The 21,850-nt window shown below is 50.7% G+C and carries 21 protein-coding genes and 1 rRNA gene; 16 read left to right on the top strand and 6 right to left on the bottom strand.

The genetic code is table 11. The features are described 5' to 3' along the window. The first annotated feature begins 4 nt into the window (after window positions 1-4). A complete protein-coding gene (nikR, locus tag AC1MKH_RS20765; RefSeq protein ID WP_149465015.1) occupies window positions 5-403 on the top strand; it encodes a nickel-responsive transcriptional regulator NikR in 399 nt (132 codons plus the stop codon). 1 nt (window position 404) lies between these two features. On the opposite strand, the gene AC1MKH_RS20760 is transcribed toward nikR, so the two are convergent. From AC1MKH_RS20760 to AC1MKH_RS20745, 4 genes are all read right to left on the bottom strand, one after another. After that, a complete protein-coding gene (locus AC1MKH_RS20760) occupies window positions 405-1,385 on the bottom strand; it encodes a fimbrial protein (RefSeq protein WP_276224704.1) in 981 nt (326 codons plus the stop codon). Beyond that, window positions 1,382-3,898: a fimbria/pilus outer membrane usher protein gene (locus tag AC1MKH_RS20755; RefSeq protein WP_276224705.1), complete on the bottom strand. Its 2,517-nt coding sequence runs from the start codon at window positions 3,896-3,898 to the stop codon at window positions 1,382-1,384. Before AC1MKH_RS20755 ends, AC1MKH_RS20760 begins: the two co-directional genes overlap by 4 nt. A gap of 70 nt (window positions 3,899-3,968) precedes the next feature. Next, window positions 3,969-4,673 (bottom strand): fimbrial biogenesis chaperone, encoded by a 705-nt coding sequence (locus tag AC1MKH_RS20750; protein WP_276224706.1) that lies wholly within the window; start codon window positions 4,671-4,673, stop codon window positions 3,969-3,971. A gap of 87 nt (window positions 4,674-4,760) precedes the next feature. Next, window positions 4,761-5,390, bottom strand: coding sequence for a fimbrial protein (locus AC1MKH_RS20745; RefSeq protein WP_276224707.1), 630 nt, complete (start codon window positions 5,388-5,390; stop codon window positions 4,761-4,763). 1,195 nt (window positions 5,391-6,585) lie between these two features. Here AC1MKH_RS20745 and AC1MKH_RS20740 point away from each other — a divergent pair. The 11 genes from AC1MKH_RS20740 to AC1MKH_RS20690 all read left to right on the top strand — a co-directional run bounded on the left by AC1MKH_RS20740 (window position 6,586) and on the right by AC1MKH_RS20690 (window position 15,701). Further along, complete coding sequence (locus tag AC1MKH_RS20740) at window positions 6,586-7,101, top strand: fimbrial protein (RefSeq protein WP_149465020.1); 516 nt, start codon at window positions 6,586-6,588, stop codon at window positions 7,099-7,101. A 72-nt stretch (window positions 7,102-7,173) separates the two neighbouring features. Beyond that, window positions 7,174-7,728: a fimbrial protein gene (locus tag AC1MKH_RS20735; protein WP_149465021.1), complete on the top strand. Its 555-nt coding sequence runs from the start codon at window positions 7,174-7,176 to the stop codon at window positions 7,726-7,728. 1 nt (window position 7,729) lies between these two features. Further along, the gene (locus tag AC1MKH_RS20730) at window positions 7,730-10,219 is read left to right on the top strand and encodes an outer membrane usher protein (RefSeq protein ID WP_276224708.1); all 2,490 of its coding nucleotides are present in this window, start codon (window positions 7,730-7,732) and stop codon (window positions 10,217-10,219) included. A 31-nt stretch (window positions 10,220-10,250) separates the two neighbouring features. Next, the gene (locus AC1MKH_RS20725; RefSeq protein WP_276224709.1) at window positions 10,251-11,006 is read left to right on the top strand and encodes a fimbria/pilus periplasmic chaperone; all 756 of its coding nucleotides are present in this window, start codon (window positions 10,251-10,253) and stop codon (window positions 11,004-11,006) included. 18 nt (window positions 11,007-11,024) lie between these two features. Then, a complete protein-coding gene (locus tag AC1MKH_RS20720) occupies window positions 11,025-11,609 on the top strand; it encodes a fimbrial protein (RefSeq protein ID WP_276224710.1) in 585 nt (194 codons plus the stop codon). Beyond that, entirely contained in the window at window positions 11,602-12,075 is a 474-nt protein-coding gene (locus AC1MKH_RS20715) for a fimbrial protein (RefSeq protein WP_276224711.1), read from the top strand. Before AC1MKH_RS20720 ends, AC1MKH_RS20715 begins: the two co-directional genes overlap by 8 nt. Window positions 12,076-12,087: 12 nt before the next feature. Further along, complete coding sequence (locus tag AC1MKH_RS20710; RefSeq protein WP_276224712.1) at window positions 12,088-12,954, top strand: MrpH family fimbial adhesin; 867 nt, start codon at window positions 12,088-12,090, stop codon at window positions 12,952-12,954. Between the two features lie 20 nt (window positions 12,955-12,974). Beyond that, window positions 12,975-13,553, top strand: a complete 579-nt coding sequence (locus tag AC1MKH_RS20705; protein WP_276224713.1) for a hypothetical protein — start codon at window positions 12,975-12,977, stop codon at window positions 13,551-13,553. Between the two features lie 34 nt (window positions 13,554-13,587). After that, window positions 13,588-14,364: an EAL domain-containing protein gene (locus AC1MKH_RS20700; protein WP_276224714.1), complete on the top strand. Its 777-nt coding sequence runs from the start codon at window positions 13,588-13,590 to the stop codon at window positions 14,362-14,364. A 124-nt stretch (window positions 14,365-14,488) separates the two neighbouring features. Next, entirely contained in the window at window positions 14,489-15,244 is a 756-nt protein-coding gene (locus AC1MKH_RS20695) for a winged helix-turn-helix domain-containing protein (protein ID WP_276224715.1), read from the top strand. Window positions 15,245-15,248: 4 nt separating this feature from the next. Further along, window positions 15,249-15,701, top strand: coding sequence for a hypothetical protein (locus AC1MKH_RS20690; protein ID WP_276224716.1), 453 nt, complete (start codon window positions 15,249-15,251; stop codon window positions 15,699-15,701). A 52-nt stretch (window positions 15,702-15,753) separates the two neighbouring features. Here the strand turns inward: AC1MKH_RS20690 and AC1MKH_RS20685 are convergent, their stop codons facing one another. Both AC1MKH_RS20685 and cynR read right to left on the bottom strand, forming a co-directional pair. Next, complete coding sequence (locus AC1MKH_RS20685; RefSeq protein ID WP_015963034.1) at window positions 15,754-16,371, bottom strand: DUF2238 domain-containing protein; 618 nt, start codon at window positions 16,369-16,371, stop codon at window positions 15,754-15,756. A gap of 59 nt (window positions 16,372-16,430) precedes the next feature. Next, on the bottom strand, window positions 16,431-17,318 hold the full coding sequence (cynR, locus tag AC1MKH_RS20680; RefSeq protein ID WP_276224720.1) for a transcriptional regulator CynR: 888 nt from the start codon (window positions 17,316-17,318) through the stop codon (window positions 16,431-16,433). Between the two features lie 109 nt (window positions 17,319-17,427). On the opposite strand from cynR, the gene AC1MKH_RS20675 reads away from it, so the two are divergent. The 4 genes from AC1MKH_RS20675 (at window position 17,428) to AC1MKH_RS20660 (ending at window position 21,794) form a co-directional block, all read left to right on the top strand. Continuing rightward, complete coding sequence (locus AC1MKH_RS20675; RefSeq protein ID WP_276224717.1) at window positions 17,428-18,087, top strand: carbonic anhydrase; 660 nt, start codon at window positions 17,428-17,430, stop codon at window positions 18,085-18,087. 29 nt (window positions 18,088-18,116) lie between these two features. Then, window positions 18,117-18,587 (top strand): cyanase, encoded by a 471-nt coding sequence (gene cynS / locus AC1MKH_RS20670; protein ID WP_003032552.1) that lies wholly within the window; start codon window positions 18,117-18,119, stop codon window positions 18,585-18,587. Window positions 18,588-18,635: 48 nt separating this feature from the next. Then, the gene (locus AC1MKH_RS20665) at window positions 18,636-19,817 is read left to right on the top strand and encodes a cyanate transporter (RefSeq protein WP_276224718.1); all 1,182 of its coding nucleotides are present in this window, start codon (window positions 18,636-18,638) and stop codon (window positions 19,815-19,817) included. 435 nt (window positions 19,818-20,252) lie between these two features. Beyond that, window positions 20,253-21,794: ribosomal RNA gene (locus AC1MKH_RS20660) — 16S ribosomal RNA — on the top strand. The last annotated feature ends 56 nt before the right edge of the window (window positions 21,795-21,850 follow it).

Below are 21,850 nucleotides of genomic sequence, written 5' to 3'. Positions count from 1 at the left end.
GTCTATGCAACGAGTCACTATCACCCTTGATGACGATTTACTGGAGACGCTGGACAGCCTGAGCCAGCGTCGTGGCTATAACAACCGCTCAGAGGCGATCCGCGATATTCTGCGAGATGCGCTGGCGCAGGAAACGACGCAGGAGCACGGTACCCAGGGCTTTGCGGTCCTCTCCTATGTGTATGAACATGAAAAACGCGACTTAGCCAGCCGTATTGTCTCCACCCAGCACCATCACCACGATCTCTCCGTCGCCACGCTACATGTGCACATCAACCACGACGACTGTCTGGAAATCGCCGTGCTGAAAGGTGACATGGGCGACGTGCAGCATTTTGCCGATGACGTTATCGCCCAGCGCGGCGTGCGGCACGGACATTTACAGTGCTTGCCGGAAGAGTGAGTTAGTCGTAGCTCACACGAAAGACCATATGTCCGGTGACGTTCCCCGCTGAGACTTTCGCCTGGTATTGATAAAACCGGGCAAAATAGCGTAAATCAAGAAACTGCGAAGGTGAGCTGTTGAGTGTCGCGACACGTGTTGCCTGGCGAAACGGCACCGGGCGGTGATTCTGATCCATCAACTGTACGCCAATCCCCGTTGCGGCACTATTGCTACGGCTTTCATTACGAATCACCCCGAGTGAGGGGGATATGCCATCAGGCGTATTGCCATTGAATGTCATATTGACTCGCGTTCCAGATATGCTGACGCCGCCCGCGCATTGCAGGCGAATGGAAAAGTTTCTCCCTCCAGCGCCGCTACCTTGCCCTTTGAAGGCAGTCAGAGGCACTGTGCCTAAGTTAATACGAAAATTATTGTTGTTCGTTACCCGACAGGAAGGGGCCACAATAGTTAGAGAGCTTTCACGCATCCAGGTGTTGAGAAGCGCCTGGCTACCGGTGCCGAAGGTCGTGTATTGTCCCGGCGCGATAGAACCGCTTCCGACCAGATTGGCGGTTTTTATCACTTCAAGTTTGAAGGTTAAATCGCGTAGCGAGACATCATTATTGCCATGGCCGCCAACGGTGATTTTACCTGGATAAACAATCTGCTGCGCTTGTCTTTGTAGTGTGTACCGCAGGCCGATACCGGGAATGTTTGTTGACCATATCTGATTCCCACTCTGGCGGCTGGCGGCGGCGATGACTCGCGCTTCCAGATTTTGCGAACCATTACATTGTAGCTGCGCTTTATTATCACGCAGCGGCCAACTGCGGCTGGCAATAACTGCACCGGGCGGGGTTTGCGGATCGACCATCACGCGGCCAATATCCATATAAAACGGTGTGGAAGAGCTTGCGGAGTTTAACTCACAACTGGCATGCGCCACTCCGCTGGTCAAGAGTAATCCTGCCAGCCACCATCGTCTGTGCAGCATCATAAGCACCTCAACTGTTGTGAACTACTGACTGGCAGCACCACCTGGCACTGCCCTCCATCCCAGCGAACCCACGCATTTTTGACATTTTCACCACTGATGTAGAGCGTGCTGCCCTGGCCAACAAAGCCCAGTGATTTTCCCTTGCCATCGGTAATTTCTGATCCGAATGGCAGTGGCATACCGTTGCTTTGACGAGCAATGAACACTCGTGTTTTTTCGCGACGGGTATTAAAGACAACTTTTACGATACTGCCTTCATACGGTACCGTGCGTGCTTCGGTGCTGGAGAACTGAACATCTTCGTGGACGCCTTTTGGATCCACTTCGATGCTGTTTACGCGGTAAGGTTGTAGTGACGAGACGACGGCATGGCCGTCGCCATCCACCCAGGATGGCGCGCCGACAATTGAAGCGCCCGTTGCGTCTTTGGCCTCAACCACAGCAAGCGTTGTTCCGGTGGTTGACGTTAAAATAATATCGCCAGGAATAGCGACAATGGATCCCTCGGCGGTAGCAGAAGCCTGCTGGTAGCGACGCCCATAGCTGTAGCTGCCGGAGAGATCGATTTTCGGGAAGGTATATCCGCCGTTCACGCCAGTGGTATAGCTGCCGTTATCATCAACGCTGCTGTTGACGCCCCACGTCAATGTGTGGTCTTCGCCAACGGAGCCGTTGATGCCTACCTGGCTGCGGTCAAACGAAGAGTCTTTGAATTGCGTATTCGAAGAGAGTGTGGCCGCGCTGTTCTCTCCCTGATAAAGCGGATAGCTGAAGCTCAGGAACACTAAATCCTCTTTAGTGCGCCGCGATGAAGTAGTGCCGTTGTCGTCCGATGAATTCCTGTCGTTGGAGTAGGTTCTTTGAACGGAAATGGACCAATTTAATTTCCCCCAGGCGTTGCTATAACCCAAAGAGTATTGCTGTTCTTTGCCTGAGTAGTTCCAGTAGCGAGTGACGGATCCTGTCAAATAAAGCGAGCCCCAGGGGTCAGGAAATTGCTGGTTTATCGAGTAGCTGATGCCACTTTTTTGCCGAATATTACTGCTTGTGAGCCCGCGCATTTGATCATCACGCGCGTAGAGCGCATCGCGCAGAGAGTAATAATTATCCGAGTTATTGATCCATCCCTGAATGTTCAGGTTGGTCTGGGACAGGCCAAACATACGGCTAAAGGTGGCGCGATATTGCTGACCGGATGATGAGCCGTCAGGCAGTTTTGTTCTGGCTTGCGTCACGTCCAGACCCAGCGCGCCAATACCTGTATTGATCCCCGTACCGATTTGCCCGGCCTGATAATCGTTATAGCCCGTTATCGCTGAGTAGAGCGTCCAGGTGTTGTTCAAGCCATACTGATAATTTGCCTGCCCAATAGTCGGCTTGTCATGCAGGTCATCCTCATCCACCTGACCGGCGGCGACGCCATATAGCATCATGCCTGGATGCAGGAGTTGAACGACAGAATCATAAGGAATTGACCAGGTTGAGGTCCGACCATCGGCTTCCTGAAGTGTGACGATTAAATCGTTCCCGGTCCCTGCCGGATAGACATCCGTTAGTGTAAACGGGCCCGGTGTCACCGTCGTCTGATAGATAATGTTGCCATCCTGGCGAACGGTGACGAGGGCGTTAGTCTGTGCTACGCCATTAACAACGGGCGCATAGCTGCGCATGCTATCCGGATACATCAAGTCATCGGTCTGAAGGCTTCCTCCGAGCAGGCGAATGGTGTCGAAAAATGTGCCATTAGTATTAAACTGGCCCATCGTTAAGACGGACATCAGCGGCGCGATAGGACGGCGTAAATAGGTCTGGTTACTGGTCCATTTGTTCTCGCCGCTATTTTCATCCCATGTATAGTTGCCTGAATGACGTAACTGCCAACCCATGGCGGACAGCCCCGCATTGACACCCAGATAAGCGCTGGCGCCTTTATCATCGCTGTCAGATTTCAGGATGTTATAGTAGTTTGCCGTATAACCGAGGTTTAGCCCGGGAACGCCCTGATCCCAGAATTGTGGGGGGATGTATCCCTCACCACTGCCATCCGTCAGTTGCTGTGGCACACTGAAATCAAGACGCATTGCAGATGCACTAAAGGTGTCTGTTAACGCGGGCTCGCTGTTCCATTCAGCAAGCGTGCCGCAAAAGGTCTCGTCATCGCTTCTGGACGCATTCAGCTTTTCAGGTGAAAGCCCAAAATTCTCCAGCATCGCTTTCGTATAACAGATTTTTGGTTTACCTGTAGATGTGCGTTCAACGCTAACGTCGTAGCGTCCTTTCCAGCTTTCGTTGGTATACACATCAACGGAATAGATACCTGGCTTAAAGGCCAGCGCATCAAAACGCTTCAGGTTGGCCTGCTGCTGGCTGCCAACAATAAAACTGTTATCAAATTCGAAGTCTGCACTACTGTCATCCGCGCCGGTTTGCTCAGCGCGGCAAAAGCCGGTTCCCAGGCAAAAAAGGGTCACCAGACCGCCGACTTGCCAGGATGTGACTCGCCTATGCTCCATGTGGATCCACCCTGATAAAAGAGAATTTTCCGGCGACGGCCGGTACCATTTTTGTTATAGGGAAACGGTATTAGCCAACGGTCGCTTTACGTTTTGCCAGCGCGCCATAGTCATTAATTTCTTCTAGTGTGATCTCCTCACCGCTGTGTAATGCCTTATTCAGGGTGACCGTTTCGGATGATAACGGTGGGATCATCACGGCGGCGGAGTTCATAGGATCACCCTGACCTGCGCTGATGGTCGCTACGGTGATGTAAAAGGGCGTAGGGTTGGTCATCGTTAACGTTGACCCTGAAGGCTGAAGCTTCAGTTTTTCTATCGCGTCTGCTCTTCCTGCGAGTGCTGTTGGTCGATAGATCAATTTAAAGCGGGAACGTACTGCCATCTTGAACAGGCCAGCACCTTCGGGGGCTTTATCTGCTGAGGAGGTACCGGGAATATCCAGAACATTAATCCACCAAATAGACTCTTTGTTTGTCGGTAAATTGCTGCCTGGCGCGAGTTTAATGCGGATAACTTGCCCGCTATGACCATCAATGCGCGAAACAGGGGGATTAATAATAAAGGGTGTCGATATTTTATCCGGTGTGACTTCGGGATCGCCATTATCCAGCCAGACTTGTGCCAATGACGGACGTCCAGCGGCATTTGACAGTTGTACTGTAAGTTCTTTATCGCTTCCTTTATAAATAAATCGGGTTCCATTAACGAGTAAACTATCCGCTAAAACAGGAAGAGATAATAATAATCCACTTAGCGCAGCGACAAGTTTCATAATCACCCTCGTGCAGGTTTATATCATTTTATTGTCATTACTTTTAATAGGCTAAAAGTGGCGGTCGCCCGCCACTGATTTTAAATATTAATCGTAGAATACCTGGAATGTAGCATTAGCTGAAACATGGCCCCCGGTTGGGTTACCACTTCCGGCTGGGCTGACATAGCTAACCTGGTACTTATAAACATCCCAGGAGCCGTCAGTTGCATCACGAACCTTACCTGAATCGCTCCCCGGTTTGATAACCGTTGTGCTGCTTGGGTTGGTCAGTGCGAAGGCGACGTTGCTTGCGCCATTGTTATCTGTATTTTTCAGATAGCCTGGGTTGCCGTTGCCATACAGGCCAGAGGAGCCGGTCCACTGTACTTTACGGGTGAATGTGCCGTGTTTACCATCCGGGTCACCACAATCCTTCAGGTTAATACTGAAGTCAGTGCGGTTAACCAGTGCGCCTTTGGTTGAAAGAGCGGAAGTTCGCACTGAGTTAAGGTAAATGGTATTGCTACCATTTTTCCCACCTACAATTTTAATTTTGCACGAACCGGTATAGACATCACCGTCGAACAATAATGTATCACCTGTGCCAACGGTATAATCATCACCGCCGCCACCATTGCCAGGATGACCAAAAGATGCAGAATCATCTGCATATGCTGCCACACTGCCACCCAATAAAGCCGCGGTAACCATCAAACCCAGATATATCTTTTTCATGTGCGTATCCTGTTACTGTGTTGTTTAGTAGGACATTCGAATTACAATGATAAAGACGTGCACAGCTTCCTCTCTTCAGGGATTAAATAACCCGGCAGGATTATTTAATCTCTCCTGCGATGAATGCTGCCCGCTAATAGTGGGCAACCGAAGCGGTATTGCATCTAATACCTTTTTCGTATTTTCCGCCGGTTTTGGTGACAAAATAGTATGACTCTATTGAACTGGCGGCAATTTTAGTGAGTGAAACCCCGGGCTGATGATATTGAATGACGGTTTGCAATGTGCGCTACATCTCTTTTATCTCTGAGGTTAGATTTGCATGACAAATAGCACGGTAGAGGTCGTGCGACGACCTTTTCACACTGGCATCGTTAAGAACGAGATTATCCTTGTATCAACCCGAGTGTTTTTTCTTAAAAGTGATAAACAATCGATGCAAGGTAACCGAATGAGTAGGGGTATCAGCAGGTAACTTATCTGCGCTTTTTCAGAACCTTCACATCCTGTTTCCGTTGTTATATTTCATGGCAAGTGATTAGATAGCGCGTTATGAAAATTAGTTAATGATGTTTATATGATGTTAAGTTAAATTCCGCGCCGCCTTTTATTCCTCTTAAGCTAAATACTCTCAATGTTAAGTTCCATTCTAAAAAATGTCATTTGCATTCTACTGCCATGTGCATACGCAGGAGAAATGGACGACACTGAGTGCTTTTCGTGGCAAAAAAAAGTGGATTTGGTAAGTGTTAGATGCTGCATTTTCATTGATTGTAAGTATAAAAATCTAATAAAGTGTATTTGTTAAGTATATAAACATAATCATGGCGATATTTTAGTTTTTAACTCTAATAATAGTTCTATTTTTAGAGTTGTTATTTCATTTTAAATCTGCGTGTTTTTTGACCTTTCTTTTTTGGGAGATTAATCGATAATTTATTACGTCAGCGAGACGGGGTCGTTGATATTAATGTGAACCCGAATCGATGATGTTTCTGTATTAGTAAATCGCTAATCAATTGTGGTTTGCGAATCTTTCATATGGGTTAAGGCTGATATGTTTATCTATTGGCAGGGAGCCTTTTAACTTTATCAGGGAGAGTGAATCTTGCTGTTGAATTGTTTGAGTGAAAGATTCTGAACGATTTATTAATGTTTTTATTCGTGTGTCGATCAATTAAAAGGATTGTTATTTATGAAACTTAATAAAATTGTTTCTGCTTTCGTTCTGGCTTCTGGCGTGATGGTATTCGGTGCTCAGGCAGATCAGGGTAGCGGCGTAGTCACCTTCACCGGTTCCGTTATTGATGCGCCGTGCTCCATCGCTGCGGGTGATGAAGATCAGACTATCAGCCTGGGTCAGGTTTCCAGCTCTGCGGTTGCCAACGGTGGCACCTCTACGCCGGTTCCTTTCTACATCCATCTGGAAAACTGCTCTGTTGATACGGCTAACACCGTTACCACCACCTTCAGCGGCGCTTCATCCAGCGTTGACGGCGCGGTACTGGGCGTAACCGGTAATGCAACGGATGTCGGTATCGTGATGACCGATGGTGACAGCAACACCATCACTCTGGGTGAAGCAACGACCGGCCAGACCATCACCAACGGTGATAACACCCTTTCTTACTCCGCTTACATCATCGGTGGCGAAGCGCCGACCGAAGGTGATTTCACCGGTGTGACCAACTGGACTCTGGCTTACGAGTAATTCGTAACCAACAGGTGGCCTTAATGGGCCACCTGAAATGAGTTTCAGCTGAATATGAGAAAAGGGAGCGCAATGATTTATTTAAATACACAGTCACTACAGCCAGCGACAAAAGCGCTCCTTTTTCTCTTATCCGGTTTTTGTTCCACGGCGATGGCAGCGAACCAGGGCGAGGGTACCGTATTTATTCGCGGTGAGGTTTTATACACCCCTTGCGCAATTGATCTCGATAGCCGCGATCAAACTATTGATATGGGCGAAACGCCGGTCTCTGAAATTGCCGTCAAAGGGTATGGGCCGACACGAAAATTTACGGTTCGTCTGATTAATTGCCTTCTTTTGCCTGCACCAGGGCAAACCCAATATGAGTCTGAGTATTACCAGATTACGTTCGACCCTATGTCCGGAAACGATCGTTTCTCAATTAGCGGCGATGCTGAAGGTATTGAACTTGCTATTCACGATAGTGAAGGTCATTTCGCCGAGCCGGGAATTGCGCTTCCGGCCAGGGAAGTTACACCCGGAATAATGGATCTGAATTACACCCTACGTCTGGTCAGTAATGGACAGCCGTTAAAGTCCGGCAGTTATCAGACCCTAATTCGGTTCAGAATGGATTATTACTGAGATGAAGACACCTTTTATTAAAAAAATGCCTTTTAAGCGTTCAGCGCTCAGTGCAGCCATATTTTTGCTGATGATCCCGGTTTCTGCCTGGGCGGAAGAGGAGATTCAGTTTAATACTGATGTGCTGGATACTCAGGATAAAGACAATATCGATCTGAGCCACTTTTCCCGTCGTGGCTATGTGATGCCGGGGGAATACACCTTCACGATTATGGTGAATAAGGACATTCTGCGTGAAGAGCCGATTGTGGTGTATGCCGACGGTGACGACGGAAAAAATAGTCTGATTTGCCTGACGCCCGATCAGGTTTCGCGCCTGAACCTTAAAAGCAGCACGGTGAGTGAGCTGCGCTGGTTACGTGAAGGGCAGTGCCTGGATACGGACAGTTTGCACGGGATGGAAATCCGCGTCGATCTCTCTAAGGACACGCTCTATCTCTCTATTCCGCAGGCATATATCGAATTTACCGCACCAAACTGGGATCCGCCTTCGCGCTGGGATGAAGGGATCGCCGGGCTGATTGCCGATTACAATTTCAATTTCCAGACCCAGCACTCAAATAATGGTGCAGATAGCCAGAACCTGAGCGGTACCGGCGTCTTTGGCGCCAACCTGGGGCCGTGGCGTGCGCGCGCAGACTGGCAGACTAACTGGAATCGACGGAACGGTTACACGGATAAAGATTTTACCTTTAGCCGCTATTACCTCTATCGTGCCATTCCATCGCTAAAAGCAAAACTCACCATGGGTGAGGATTACCTCAGTTCCGATATTTTTGACACCTTCCGCTTCAGCGGTGTCAGCCTGAACTCTGATCTGAGCATGCTGCCACCCAGCCTGCGCGGTTATGCGCCGGAAGTGACCGGCGTATCGCGCTCGGGCGGGAAGGTGGTTATCAGCCAGCAGGGCCGCGTGCTGTATGAAACGCAGGTTGCCGCGGGGCCATTTCGCATTCAGGAACTCAATGATGCCGTCTCCGGTACGCTGGACGTACGCGTCGAAGAACTGGACGGCAGCGTGCAGGTCTTCCAGGTCAGCACTGCTTCCGTTCCCTATCTGACGCGTCCGGGCGCGGTGCGCTATAAGCTGGCGATGGGGAAACCGTCCGAATGGGAACACAGTATGCAGGGGCCGCTCTTCTCGTCGGGTGAAGCCTCGTGGGGGATTGCTAACGGCTGGACGCTCTATGGCGGCTCAATCATTGGCGGCGACTATAACGCGCTGTCGATGGGGATCGGGCGCGATCTCTATCTGCTGGGGGCGATCGCGGCGGATGTCACGCAATCACGTGCTTCACTGCCTTCCGATGGCGTGATGACCGGAACCTCATACCGCGTCAGCTACTCGAAAACGTTTGATGACTACGACAGCCAGGTCACCTTCGCCGGGTATCGCTTCTCTGAGCGCGACTTTATGAGCATGTCGGAGTATCTCGATGCTCGTTATGGCAGCGGCGTGACGCATAGCCCCAAAGAGAAATACACCGTCTCCTTTAATCAGCGTTTTCGCGATGTGGGGTTAACGGCCTACCTCAACTACAGCCACCAGACTTACTGGAACAGCGCCGATAACGATCGCCTGAGTCTGTCGCTGTCACGCTATGTCGATATTGGCCCGATCAAAAACATGAGCGTCTCTCTGTCTGTCTATCGTAGTGAATACTACTCGCAGAAAGATGATGGCGCTTATATCTCCCTGTCTATGCCGTTTGGTGATGGTGCGTCCATCAGCTACGGTGCGACGGTAAACCGCACCGATAACACCCACCGCGTGAGCTATTACGGTCGCCTTGATGAGCATAACAGCTACCAGGTCAGCAGCGGTTTATCGCGCAGCGGCCCGACGGCTTACGGCTATTACACCTGGCAGGGTGACAGCGCACAGGTTCAGGCCAATGCCAGCTATCAGTCCGGCAGCTACAGCGGGCTGGGTATGACGGTAACCGGCGGCCTGACGGCGACAACGGAAGGGGCCGCAGCGCACCGTTCCAACGCCCGTGGCGGCAGCCGCGTGCTGGTGGATACCTCAGGCGTCAGCGACGTGCCGGTGAAAGGGTTTGGCGCGTCGGTGAAAACCAACCGTTTTGGTAAAGCTGTGATTGCCGATGTGAACAGCTACTACCGAAATCCGATCCGTATTGATGTCGATAAGCTTGCGGAAAATGCCGATGTGACGCGCTCTGTGTCCCAGGCCACGCTGACCGAGGGCGCGATTGGCTACCGCCAGTTTGATGTGATTGCTGGCGGAAAAGCGATGGCCTTTATTCGCAAAGCGGATGGCAGTTTCCCGCCGTTTGGCGCGTCCGTGGTGAATGACAAAAATCAGGAGACCGGGGTGGTCAATGATGAAGGTAGCGTCTGGCTGAGCGGCATCAGCCCGAACGGAAAAATGAGTGTGAAATGGGACGGCAAAACCCGCTGCGTCGTGCAGATGCCGCCTGTCCTGCCGCAGGTGCTGGATAACCTGCTTTTAACCTGTGCGCCGGAATGAATCGGCCTGACTAAGAGACGAGTTTACTGAAATGACTATTGTTCGATCTTCTGCAATCGCCATCACGACGCTGATACTGGCTGGCCTGACGCAAAACGCAACGGCGGCGGTCTCCCTGGATCGTACCCGCGTTATTTTTGACGGCGCGGCCAAATCGGTCAGCCTGCGCATTACTAACGAGAACAAAACCTTGCCTTATCTGGCGCAGGGATGGATTGAAGATCCTCAGGGTAAAAAGATCACCGATCCGCTGGTGCTGTTGCCCCCCGTACAACGTATTGAGCCCGGCGAGCAGAGTCAGTTGAAAGTGCAGTCTACGTCGTCTGTCCATCGTTTGCCGCAGGATCGCGAATCGCTGTTCTATTTCAATCTGCGCGAGATCCCACCGAAGAGCAACAAACCCAATACGCTTCAACTGGCGTTACAGACGCGGATCAAGCTCTTTTACCGCCCGGAAGCCATTGAAGTAAAACGCGCGGATTATGCGACGCCGTTCCAGGAGCAAGTGACGCTGACGCGCGCTGGCGATAAGTATCGCGTCAATAACCCAACCCCTTATTACATTTCGCTGGTTAATGCGTCTTCGACGTTAACGGGGAAAGCGGCTGCGGGTTTTAAACCGGTGATGGTCGAACCTAAAGGGCAGATTGATTTGGCGCCATCGGCATCGGAACTGGGCGGCGCGCCGGTTCTGACCTATGTGAATGATTTTGGCGGCAGGGCAAAGCTGGTCTTTAGCTGCAACGGCGGCGCGTGCAAAGCGGTGCCTCAGGAAAAGAAAAAGTAAGCGGAAAGAGGAGGCTGGATGAAAACTGCAATCTTCACCGTCAGTGGCTTTCTGGCATGGATGATGGCCGCGGGCCTGGTTCATGCGCAGGAGCCGCAGCTGGTTGATGGCGAATATGGGCTGCTGCATGTACACGGTGCGCTCACTGAGAGCGCTTGTCGCCTGGCGATGGCCTCGACCTGGCAGGAGGTTGATATGGGGACAATCCCGACCGCGTCGCTGAAAAAGCCGGGGGATCAAGGTTCGCCTGTCCGCGTTGAAATACGACTGGAAGATTGCCTGCCATCGCCGAGTTCGCAGCGCGATGCGTGGAGCGGCAACCTGCTCTGGAGCCGCGATCAGCCTTCCGTCACCGTGACGTTTGTTGCGCCCTCAGAACCGATGAATCCCAGTCTGATTCGGGTTAATGGGACGCAGGGTATGGCATTACGGATGACAGACCGTTATCACCGTGACATTCGTTTAGGCGGTGAGGGCCAGCCGTTATTGCTGGAACCTGGCGACAATCAGCTTTTCTACTATATCGCGCCGGAACGCACGGCCTCGCCGCTGGTGGCGGGAGCCTGGCATGCGCTTATTCACTTCAGGCTTAACTATGACTAGATACTTTTTGGCTCTGCTGGCGGCAGCGTTGTGGATGCCATCCGCTCAGGCGGCGTTGACGGTGAATGTGACCGGTGTGCTGGTGGATGGCGTCTGTGAAATTAATAACGGCGAGACGATTAACGTCGACTTCGGCAGCAACCTGCAATCGCGCGAGATAAACGGGGAAAACTTTATGAAAAGTATTGATTACACCCTGTCGTGTGAAGAGCTCGTCTCGAACGATCTCGAAATGCAGTTTGAAGGCACCGCCACCTCCTTTAGCGACGATTATCTGGCAACGGACCGGGAAGGGCTGGGGATCAAAATCTACATGAACGGCGAGGCGATGCCGCTGAATACCTGGACGCCTTTTACCTGGCCGGAGATCCCGCTATTACAGGCGGCCCCGGTAAAAATTGACGGTAGTGAGGTGGAAACGGGCGTCTTCTCCGCATCCGCCACGCTAAAAATTCAATACCAGTAAAGGAAGAACCCCATGAAACGACTGATTTGTGCTGTGATTTTGCTGGGTGGGCTTTCTTTTAGTCATGTCTCTTCGGCGTCGATTTGGAGCTGGATTGATACATTGAGCACGTGTACTTCAACAGCGACTTATTGTTATGACTATACGTTTACTATTGCTGATTGGGATGAAAATGATACATCACCCAACCCCTGTTATGGGCTGAGCGCCTGCACCATTTTCATCGGCCACCGACATAATGCTGCTGGGACATCAGGTCCTCGTACAAATCGTTCCTGGGGAGCTGGAGTTTATCCGTTCCTGCTAACGGCAGAGACAATGGGTGATTTGGCGAAAGAGTTCAAAGCGGTATTTTCGCTACCTTATTCATCATCAACGCGACACAGTGGTAATACTGTTGCGACAGAAGAGTGTGTCGGGATTTTTTACGCTGCGGGGAAAAACCTGGGAAGTAATAACTCTGAAATAAATGATACTACATTTCAGGGCTACCCATTGATGGAAGGCAGTATCTGCGGCGTTGCCCCGGCACCCAGCGGTTCCTGCGATTTTGATCAGGATGTCCTGACGCTCGATCACGGCACGCTTTCTCGCCGTGAACTTGAAGGTCATGAAGTCAGCGAAAATGTCAGCATTAGCTGCACGACCGCGCAGACCTTAAAACTCTACATCTACTCCGCAAATGAAGTGGATTTGCGCGCCGATGGCAGCCTCTATTCTGAGCTCTATCTTAATGACAATGTACTGGGGACGACCGGTTTCACTCTTGATGTAAACAGCCAGACAGAGGTCAGCGTTAAGTCTCGTCTGCGTACCAATGGCACACCTGAAGCAGGAGAATTCTCAGGATCAACAATTATGTTGATTACTGTCGAGTAGGAAATTACTCAAATTTAATCATGAATAGCAAAATTTTAATTAGCCATGATCGTTTTCTGTATCATGCATTAGAAGAACTTATCCCCAATCTACAACATATGAGCGTTGATGGTATTGACGGGTTTGATATGGATGCCTTCTGGCAAGGGGATGAGTGTTATCTGTTAGTGGATAATCGCATGCCATTTAATTTCGTAGAAAAAGTTCGCGCACTTCTGCTTGATAAAAAAGTAAAGGTTGAGCTTATTGTTCTGGAGATGAAAGGTGCTATCTATTTCAGAAAAGGATATGAAAAATACAAGAAGATCGATATGCGTGGTGGCATCAGTGTATGTCAGGACGTTATCGCTGCGTGCCTGCATGGCGGCAATTTCTCCGAGATAAAGAACATCGCCTGGCAAAAGCGATTTATCAGGGGTATCGATCTTGAGTTAATGCGATTGATTCAGGCCGGGGAGAGCCTGGCGCTGATCGCAAAGCAGTTCAGAATGCCTGTTAAACGGGTCTATTTTCACCGTGAGCGTTTCTACCGTGACCTGGGATTCGAAAGTTACAACCAGGCGTGCATTTTTATTATCCATAATGGTTTGTTGAATTAATTTCAAAAGGATTTGATGTGATTAAGAGGCGAGAATGTCCAGGTTTTATTTTTTTCAAAGTGAACTGCGTCAGGCGCTGAGTGACAACGCTATTTATCCTTGTTATCAGCCGATAATCAACGCGGTGACCGGGGAACTCTATGGCCTGGAAGTTCTCACCCGCTGGCGGGGAAAGAGCGGCTATATTTACTCGCCTTCGAACTTCATCCCGGAGTTCGAAAGGGCGGGGCTGGCGCTGGAGTTTTCCCGCTACCTGATGGCCGTGGTCGGCCGGGATATCTCAAGGCTTGATGCCATGCTACCTGACGGGTTACATCTGGCATTGAACTTTAACGCCGCGTCTATTCAGGCATCCGGTTTTGTCGCGGAATATCTCGCTTTTCAGGCGGCTATTCCCGCGCAAAAGTATGCTTTTGTTATTGAAGTCACGGAGACGCAAAGCCTTAACCGTATTTCCCGTACGGTATTGCAGCTTCTGAAATTTGCGAATGCGAAGATCTTCCTCGATGATTTTGGCACCTCATATTCTAATCTCGACTATCTATTAATGCTGGATGTCGATGGCATTAAACTGGATCGCCGCTTCATTCAGGAGTATCAGGTTGAGCGGGCTGACGTGATTATTCGCCATACGCTGGCTCTCGCTTCGGCTTTAAACCTCAATGTTATTATCGAAGGAGTAGAGGAACGAGCGCAATGTGAATATCTCTGCGCGAATGGTGGCCAACTTCAACAGGGATTCTTACATTCAGCTCCTCTCAATTATGATGAGCTTGAAATATACCTGAAAACAATAGGGTTAAATAAATAGCCTTATTATTTCTATGTGTAATTACGTTTTAATTATTTTTGTTATGCCTACCCGCGTGATCTATAATATCCCAGCTGTGGTGAAATATTCCACAGCCAGATTGTGAGTTTGATGATACAGGTATATGAAATACATAATAAATAACTCGGTCGATTTTATTGTTGCCGAACGGAAATTGTACGGCAATGATAAGGAAGTGACCCTCTCTAACCCTGCCTGTAGGCTACTTCTGGTTCTCCTGGAAAATAATCAATTACAGGTAAGCCGTGAAGCATTGTTGACAAAAGTCTGGGAAGATTTTGGACTGGTTTCATCTGAAAGCAGTTTGAATAATAGCATTAGTAGCTTGCGGCGTGGGTTGAGTGACGTTGGGGTGGATAATGTCCTTGAAACTGTTCCCAAGAAAGGATTCATACTGCATCTTGATGACGTTAAACTTGAGAATCTTCCTGGTGATTATCTTTCGCGTAATATTGAAAATGCATCATCGCTAAAACGCCCTGCATTAAAAACCTGGCATGATTTGTTATTGAGAGTTTTCCCGCTCGCGGCAATTGGATTATCCATTATTGCGATTCTCCTGTTTCTTTTGGTTTTCTTCAAAGAGAGAACCCACAGTTATCAACTGTACGAACATGTCAAAAAATGTAATGTCTATTTTTTTGGTGACGTGAATATAGAGAAAGTTGAACACTATTTTTCCAGCAAACGAGGTGAAGAGGTGCTTTCGCAATGCGATACTCCTGCGATTATCTACTACGATGATAATAACAAGGGGCAGAGCGGAGGTGTTGCTGAAAGCATAGTTTCAATTTGCAAGTTGAATTCGGATGGACAGGTGAATGACTGTAAGAATTACGTCGATATTTATAGTGGTTAGTATCTTGATTACCATCATCGGGATGGCAATCAATGCAATTTTTCAGAGTTTCTCAGTGCCGGATGAGTTGAATTGCTCCGGGAATGTCGATATTCGTGTTATGCAATCCGGAAATGAGGCGTTAAGCGGCGATATTCAGATTACCGCGCACATCGTCCCTTTCGCTAAAAAAAGAAGTTATGTTTCCGAGTACGGTTATGTTGTCGCTGACGGTAAAAAATACATTATCGATCGCAATGTACGCCTGCTTTTTTCTGAAAGTAAAAAGAATGGTTTTTCTGAGGTTCATCGGGAAGGCACCGACAAAAATCCGGCAGATTCCATGCCAGATGCCGTCGCCAAACTGCTAATTTCTTCCCAATCTATCTTCTTCTATAAGCTGGATAAATTGCAAAATGATATCTGGCGCTGGAGCGACCTGAGAAGAACCATCCTGATTTGTAAGGTTGTTGCCTGATAAACGGTGTGCTGTATAACGCAGAACCCGCCAATCAGGCGGGTTCGAGAAATTACAGTAAGCGCATTAGCTGGCGCTGATGGTAACGACCAAGCAGCAATACCGTGGTTAATGCCCCGAGCAAGGCGCAGAACATGTCTGATTGCGTATCCCACGGATCGCCCTGAGTCCCCAGAAAATCATCTGCGCCCTGGCCCATCGCCAGCGCCGCCCACCACTCGATCAATTCATAGGCTGCACTGATGGCCAAAGCGATACAGCAGACCAGAAAACCGACCATTTTACGCCCGCGCACGTAGCCGCCGCGTAGCAAAATTTCTCGCGCCGCCAGTGCCGGAACCAGCCCCTGGAAAAAGTGGCCCAGTTTGTCGTAAGGATTGCGGCTCAGGTTAAACATCTCCTGCACGTCGAAGCCGATGGGCACTTTGGCGTAGGTGTACATGCCGCCGCCGATCAGAATAAGCGCGTGGAAAAAAATAAGCGTGTAAAGGAGGGGCGTCAGCGGGTAGCGACGATGCGTGGCCAATAGCAGCGGCACAATGATAATGACCGGAGTGACCTCCATGAGCCAGGTCGTGCGGTCAGCGGTAAAGAGGCCGGTGTAAATCAGGGCAAGCAACAGGATCAGCGCGCCGCCTTTGAGTGTCGATGAGAGTGCGGTTGATGTCATACTCGTCTTCTGTCTCAGTCAAAAAAGCACTATCGCCTGCTGGCGTGCGAAATTCAATGTTACCGGGTGTACGTTTTCGTCACTTCCTGCGCCATTGCCATAAATGCCTTCACGGCGGCCGTTCTCCACGCGCCTTTGCGTAGCATCAACGCGGCTGTTCGTTCCAGCAACTGCGGCGTCAGTGAAACGGCTTTTAATCCCTCATTTTGCGCGGCGATTGGCGATGGAAGCAAGGTGGCGAGCGTTGTACGACGCACCAGTTCCAGAATGGCATTGATAGAGTTTGCTTCTATTACTATCTGCGGATGCAGATCTCTTTGGCGGCAATAGCGATCAATTTGTTCGCGCGTCGCAAATTCCTCACTCAGTAAAATGAGTCGTTCATTATTAAGATGTGACAAGGCTACGCACTCCTGTTGCGCCAGAGGATGGCTTTCAGACACCATCAACGCAAGGGATTCCTTCAGTAGCGGCAGTACGTCGATGTCTGCCGAATGAACATCATCAAACGCGATGCCGATGTCCAGTTCATCGTTGAGCAGCAGCTCTTCCATCTTTTCCTGCGACATCTCCTGTAACGCAAGGGTGATATTGGGATAGCGCGCATAAAACCTCGCCATGAGCGGCCCGATAAGCCACGAGGTAAACGTGGGGGTAACGGCGACGCGCAGTGAGCCACGGCTCAAATCCTCGACATCATGAATTGCCCGCTTTCCCTCTTCCAGCGATCTCAGCGCATTTTTCGCGTAACCCAACCAGGCTTCGCCAGCATCGGTGAGCTGAATATGGCGACCACTGCGATCGAACAGTTGCGCGCCAAGTGACTCTTCAAGCTGTCTGATTTGCTGAGAAAGCGCGGGCTGCGAAACGTGAAGCGCCGTGGCGGCACGGGTAAAGCCGCGATGCTCAGCGACGGCCAGAAAGTAGTGAATATGTCGTAACAGCATCATCTTTCCCATAAGTTTTACCAATAGACTTGATTATAAATGAGTCTTTTATCTTATGGAACGTAGCGAGTAGCCTGTGTCCATTCCATAGTGAGACAGAGGAACAATCGTGAAAGAGATTATTGATGGCTTTTTGAAATTTCAGCGCAGCGTCTATCCCGAACGCGCCGAGCTTTTCAGATCGCTGGCAAACCAGCAAAACCCACGCGCGCTTTTTATATCGTGTTCAGATAGCCGCCTGGTGCCGGAGCTGGTGACGCAGCGTGAGCCTGGCGATCTGTTTGTCATCCGTAATGCGGGCAACATTGTTCCTTCTTATGGCCCGGAACCGGGAGGCGTTACCGCATCGGTGGAGTACGCCGTGTCGGTTTTGAAAGTAAATGACATTGTTATATGTGGTCACTCTGACTGTGGCGCCATGACGGCCATCGCCGGATGCCATTGCCTGGACAGTATGCCCGCCGTCAGCCACTGGCTGCGCTATGCCGATTCAGCCCGCGTGGTGAATGAATCACGCACGCATATTTCATTGCAGGCGAAAACCGCATCAATGGTGCGTGAAAACGTTATCGCACAGCTGGCCAATATTCAGACCCACCCGTCAGTACGCCTGGCGCTGGAAGAGGGGCGGATGGCATTACACGGCTGGGTTTACGACATCGAACGTGGCGATATTGCCGCTTACAACGGTGCCAGCGGGCAGTTTGTCTCGCTTGCCGAAAATCCAAATACCTACGCGATGCCGCTTCGCAGCCTCACCGCAGCTTAATTTTTTCTCTCTATACAGGAGGTTCCATTATGATCCACGCACAAATTAACCGCGATATTCGCCTCTCTTTGGCTGACCAGATTCTGCTTATCAAAGCGAAAAAAGATCTGACCTTTGCGCAACTCACCGATGGTACGGGCTTATCTGAAGCTTTTGTTACCGCGGCCTTGCTGGGGCAGCATGCACTGCCGGCTGATGCGGCGCGTCTGGTTGGTGAAAAGCTCTCACTGGATGAAGATGCGGTGCTGCTTCTGCAAATGATCCCACTGCGCGGCAGTATTGACGATCGCGTCCCCACTGACCCGACCATTTATCGCTTCTATGAAATCCTGCAGGTGTATGGCTCCACGCTGAAGGTGCTGGTGCATGAGAAATTTGGCGACGGCATTATCAGCGCCATTAACTTCAAGCTGGATGTCAAAAAAGTGGCTGACCCGGAAGGCGGTGAACGCGCGGTGATTACGCTTGATGGCAAATATCTGCCGACAAAACCTTTCTAAACCCGAGTAAAGCCTGGCGCGTTATCCGCGCCGGGCTCAAAGAACAATATGAATCAATCTCCTCGTACGGGTCTGATGCTCCTTGTGTTGGTGCTGATTGGCCTGAATATGCGTCCGCTACTCACGTCAATCGGGCCTTTACTCCCGCAATTACGTGCGGCCAGCGGCATGAGTTTTACTGTGGCTTCTCTTCTTACCGCATTACCGATGGTCGCGATGGGCGGACTGGCGCTGGCGGGAGGCTGGATCACTCGTCATATTCGCGAGCGTGATAGCGTGGCGGTCGGTCTGTTGATGATCATTATTGGGGCGCTAATGCGTGAGCTGGCGCCTCACAGCGTGGTGCTGCTGACTAGCGCGCTGCTGGGGGGAATCGGCATTGGCGTTATTCAGGTTGTGATGCCCACGGTTATCAAGCGCCAGTTTCAACGTCATATGCCGCAGGTCATGGGACTGTGGTCAGCGGCATTGATGGGCGGCGGTGGGTTGGGCGCGGCATTAACGCCGTGGATCGCGGGTCAGAGTGAAATCTGGCACACCTCACTGGCGTGGTGGGCGGTGCCTGCAATTATCGCCTTGATTGGCTGGTGGCCGCAGAGCCGACTTTCACCCGAGACAGGCTCACGAAACGCACAGAGCGCAATTCGTATCACCCGCAATCCCCGCGCGTGGACCCTGGGGCTCTATTTCGGCGTGATTAATGGCGGCTATGGTAGCCTGATTGCCTGGTTACCTCCTTATTATATGCAACTGGGAAATAGCGCACAGTTTAGCGGTACGCTGCTGGCGTTGATGACCGTCGGACAAACGGCGGGCGCGCTGCTGCTACCTATGTTGGCGCGGCATGAGGATCGGCGGCGACTGCTGCTGGTGGCGCTGGCCTTGCAAATGATAGGTTTCCTCGGCTTTATTCTCTGGCCTGCACATCTTTCTGTGCTGTGGGCGATCGCGTGCGGAGTGGGGCTGGGTGGTGCTTTCCCGCTTTGCCTGGTGCTGGCGCTCGATCATGCCGGGCATCCGGTTATTTCCGGAAAGCTGGTGGCGTTTATGCAGGGGATCGGTTTTATCATCGCCGGACTGTCTCCCTATCTTTCTGGAATATTGCGTAGCCTGAGCGGGGATTTTGTCGTCGATTGGGTATTTCATGCGTGCTGTGTTGTCGGATTAATGCTGCTGACGCTGCGTTTTGTCCCGTCACGCTATCCGCAGGAGTGGGCTGCAACAGAGTAGGGCTGTGTCTGTTATTCAGCAAAATGCACTTCTTTGTGGATAACTCTGTGGTTAAGTGGGTATAAGGCGGGGTTTTGCTGTGGAATGCAGCAGTCAGTGAATCAGGTGCAAATTAGGGGTTGCAGGCTCGGCGTAACTCCCTATAATGCGCTCCCACTGACACGGCAGATGTGAATCACTTCACACAAACAGCCGGTTCGGTTGAAGAGAAAAATCCTGAAAATCAGGGTTGACTCTGAGAGAGGAAAGCGTAATATACGCCACCTCGCGACAGTTCGCTAAAGCGCGTCGCAACTGCTCTTTAACAATTTATCAGACAATCTGTGTGGGCACTCAATGATACGGATTCTTAACGTCGCAAGACGATAAATGAATACCAAGTCTCTGAGTGAACACGTAATTCATTACGAAGTTTAATTCACGAGCATCAAACTTAAATTGAAGAGTTTGATCATGGCTCAGATTGAACGCTGGCGGCAGGCCTAACACATGCAAGTCGAACGGTAACAGGAATCAGCTTGCTGATTCGCTGACGAGTGGCGGACGGGTGAGTAATGTCTGGGAAACTGCCTGATGGAGGGGGATAACTACTGGAAACGGTAGCTAATACCGCATAACGTCGCAAGACCAAAGAGGGGGACCTTCGGGCCTCTTGCCATCGGATGTGCCCAGATGGGATTAGCTAGTAGGTGGGGTAACGGCTCACCTAGGCGACGATCCCTAGCTGGTCTGAGAGGATGACCAGCCACACTGGAACTGAGACACGGTCCAGACTCCTACGGGAGGCAGCAGTGGGGAATATTGCACAATGGGCGCAAGCCTGATGCAGCCATGCCGCGTGTATGAAGAAGGCCTTCGGGTTGTAAAGTACTTTCAGCGAGGAGGAAGGTGTTGAGGTTAATAACCTTAGCAATTGACGTTACTCGCAGAAGAAGCACCGGCTAACTCCGTGCCAGCAGCCGCGGTAATACGGAGGGTGCAAGCGTTAATCGGAATTACTGGGCGTAAAGCGCACGCAGGCGGTTTGTTAAGTCAGATGTGAAATCCCCGGGCTCAACCTGGGAACTGCATTTGAAACTGGCAAGCTTGAGTCTCGTAGAGGGGGGTAGAATTCCAGGTGTAGCGGTGAAATGCGTAGAGATCTGGAGGAATACCGGTGGCGAAGGCGGCCCCCTGGACGAAGACTGACGCTCAGGTGCGAAAGCGTGGGGAGCAAACAGGATTAGATACCCTGGTAGTCCACGCTGTAAACGATGTCGACTTGGAGGTTGTGCCCTTGAGGCGTGGCTTCCGGAGCTAACGCGTTAAGTCGACCGCCTGGGGAGTACGGCCGCAAGGTTAAAACTCAAATGAATTGACGGGGGCCCGCACAAGCGGTGGAGCATGTGGTTTAATTCGATGCAACGCGAAGAACCTTACCTACTCTTGACATCCACGGAACTTTTCAGAGATGAATTGGTGCCTTCGGGAACCGTGAGACAGGTGCTGCATGGCTGTCGTCAGCTCGTGTTGTGAAATGTTGGGTTAAGTCCCGCAACGAGCGCAACCCTTATCCTTTGTTGCCAGCGGTTCGGCCGGGAACTCAAAGGAGACTGCCAGTGATAAACTGGAGGAAGGTGGGGATGACGTCAAGTCATCATGGCCCTTACGAGTAGGGCTACACACGTGCTACAATGGCATATACAAAGAGAAGCGACCTCGCGAGAGCAAGCGGACCTCATAAAGTATGTCGTAGTCCGGATTGGAGTCTGCAACTCGACTCCATGAAGTCGGAATCGCTAGTAATCGTAGATCAGAATGCTACGGTGAATACGTTCCCGGGCCTTGTACACACCGCCCGTCACACCATGGGAGTGGGTTGCAAAAGAAGTAGGTAGCTTAACCTTCGGGAGGGCGCTTACCACTTTGTGATTCATGACTGGGGTGAAGTCGTAACAAGGTAACCGTAGGGGAACCTGCGGTTGGATCACCTCCTTACCTTAAAGAACCGTTCCTTGAAGTGCTCACACAAATTGTCTGATAAATGATGAACT

Source organism: Pseudocitrobacter sp. CD920760 (genome assembly GCF_057782505.1).
The sequence above is the reverse complement of the archived record's forward strand: the minus strand, read 5'-3'. Positions and strand labels throughout refer to the sequence as shown.

Bases quoted from the DNA above. Each gene is read 5' to 3' on its own strand.
- nikR (WP_149465015.1), top strand. From the start codon at position 5: ATGCAACGAGTCACTATCACCCTTGATGACGATTTACTGGAGACGCTG.
- AC1MKH_RS20760 (WP_276224704.1), bottom strand. From the start codon at position 1,385: ATGATGCTGCACAGACGATGGTGGCTGGCAGGATTACTCTTGACCAGC.
- AC1MKH_RS20755 (WP_276224705.1), bottom strand. From the start codon at position 3,898: ATGGAGCATAGGCGAGTCACATCCTGGCAAGTCGGCGGTCTGGTGACC.
- AC1MKH_RS20750 (WP_276224706.1), bottom strand. From the start codon at position 4,673: ATGAAACTTGTCGCTGCGCTAAGTGGATTATTATTATCTCTTCCTGTT.
- AC1MKH_RS20745 (WP_276224707.1), bottom strand. From the start codon at position 5,390: ATGAAAAAGATATATCTGGGTTTGATGGTTACCGCGGCTTTATTGGGT.
- AC1MKH_RS20740 (WP_149465020.1), top strand. From the start codon at position 6,586: ATGAAACTTAATAAAATTGTTTCTGCTTTCGTTCTGGCTTCTGGCGTG.
- AC1MKH_RS20735 (WP_149465021.1), top strand. From the start codon at position 7,174: ATGATTTATTTAAATACACAGTCACTACAGCCAGCGACAAAAGCGCTC.
- AC1MKH_RS20730 (WP_276224708.1), top strand. From the start codon at position 7,730: ATGAAGACACCTTTTATTAAAAAAATGCCTTTTAAGCGTTCAGCGCTC.
- AC1MKH_RS20725 (WP_276224709.1), top strand. From the start codon at position 10,251: ATGACTATTGTTCGATCTTCTGCAATCGCCATCACGACGCTGATACTG.
- AC1MKH_RS20720 (WP_276224710.1), top strand. From the start codon at position 11,025: ATGAAAACTGCAATCTTCACCGTCAGTGGCTTTCTGGCATGGATGATG.
- AC1MKH_RS20715 (WP_276224711.1), top strand. From the start codon at position 11,602: ATGACTAGATACTTTTTGGCTCTGCTGGCGGCAGCGTTGTGGATGCCA.
- AC1MKH_RS20710 (WP_276224712.1), top strand. From the start codon at position 12,088: ATGAAACGACTGATTTGTGCTGTGATTTTGCTGGGTGGGCTTTCTTTT.
- AC1MKH_RS20705 (WP_276224713.1), top strand. From the start codon at position 12,975: ATGAATAGCAAAATTTTAATTAGCCATGATCGTTTTCTGTATCATGCA.
- AC1MKH_RS20700 (WP_276224714.1), top strand. From the start codon at position 13,588: ATGTCCAGGTTTTATTTTTTTCAAAGTGAACTGCGTCAGGCGCTGAGT.
- AC1MKH_RS20695 (WP_276224715.1), top strand. From the start codon at position 14,489: ATGAAATACATAATAAATAACTCGGTCGATTTTATTGTTGCCGAACGG.
- AC1MKH_RS20685 (WP_015963034.1), bottom strand. From the start codon at position 16,371: ATGACATCAACCGCACTCTCATCGACACTCAAAGGCGGCGCGCTGATC.
- cynR (WP_276224720.1), bottom strand. From the start codon at position 17,318: ATGCTGTTACGACATATTCACTACTTTCTGGCCGTCGCTGAGCATCGC.
- cynS (WP_003032552.1), top strand. From the start codon at position 18,117: ATGATCCACGCACAAATTAACCGCGATATTCGCCTCTCTTTGGCTGAC.
- AC1MKH_RS20665 (WP_276224718.1), top strand. From the start codon at position 18,636: ATGAATCAATCTCCTCGTACGGGTCTGATGCTCCTTGTGTTGGTGCTG.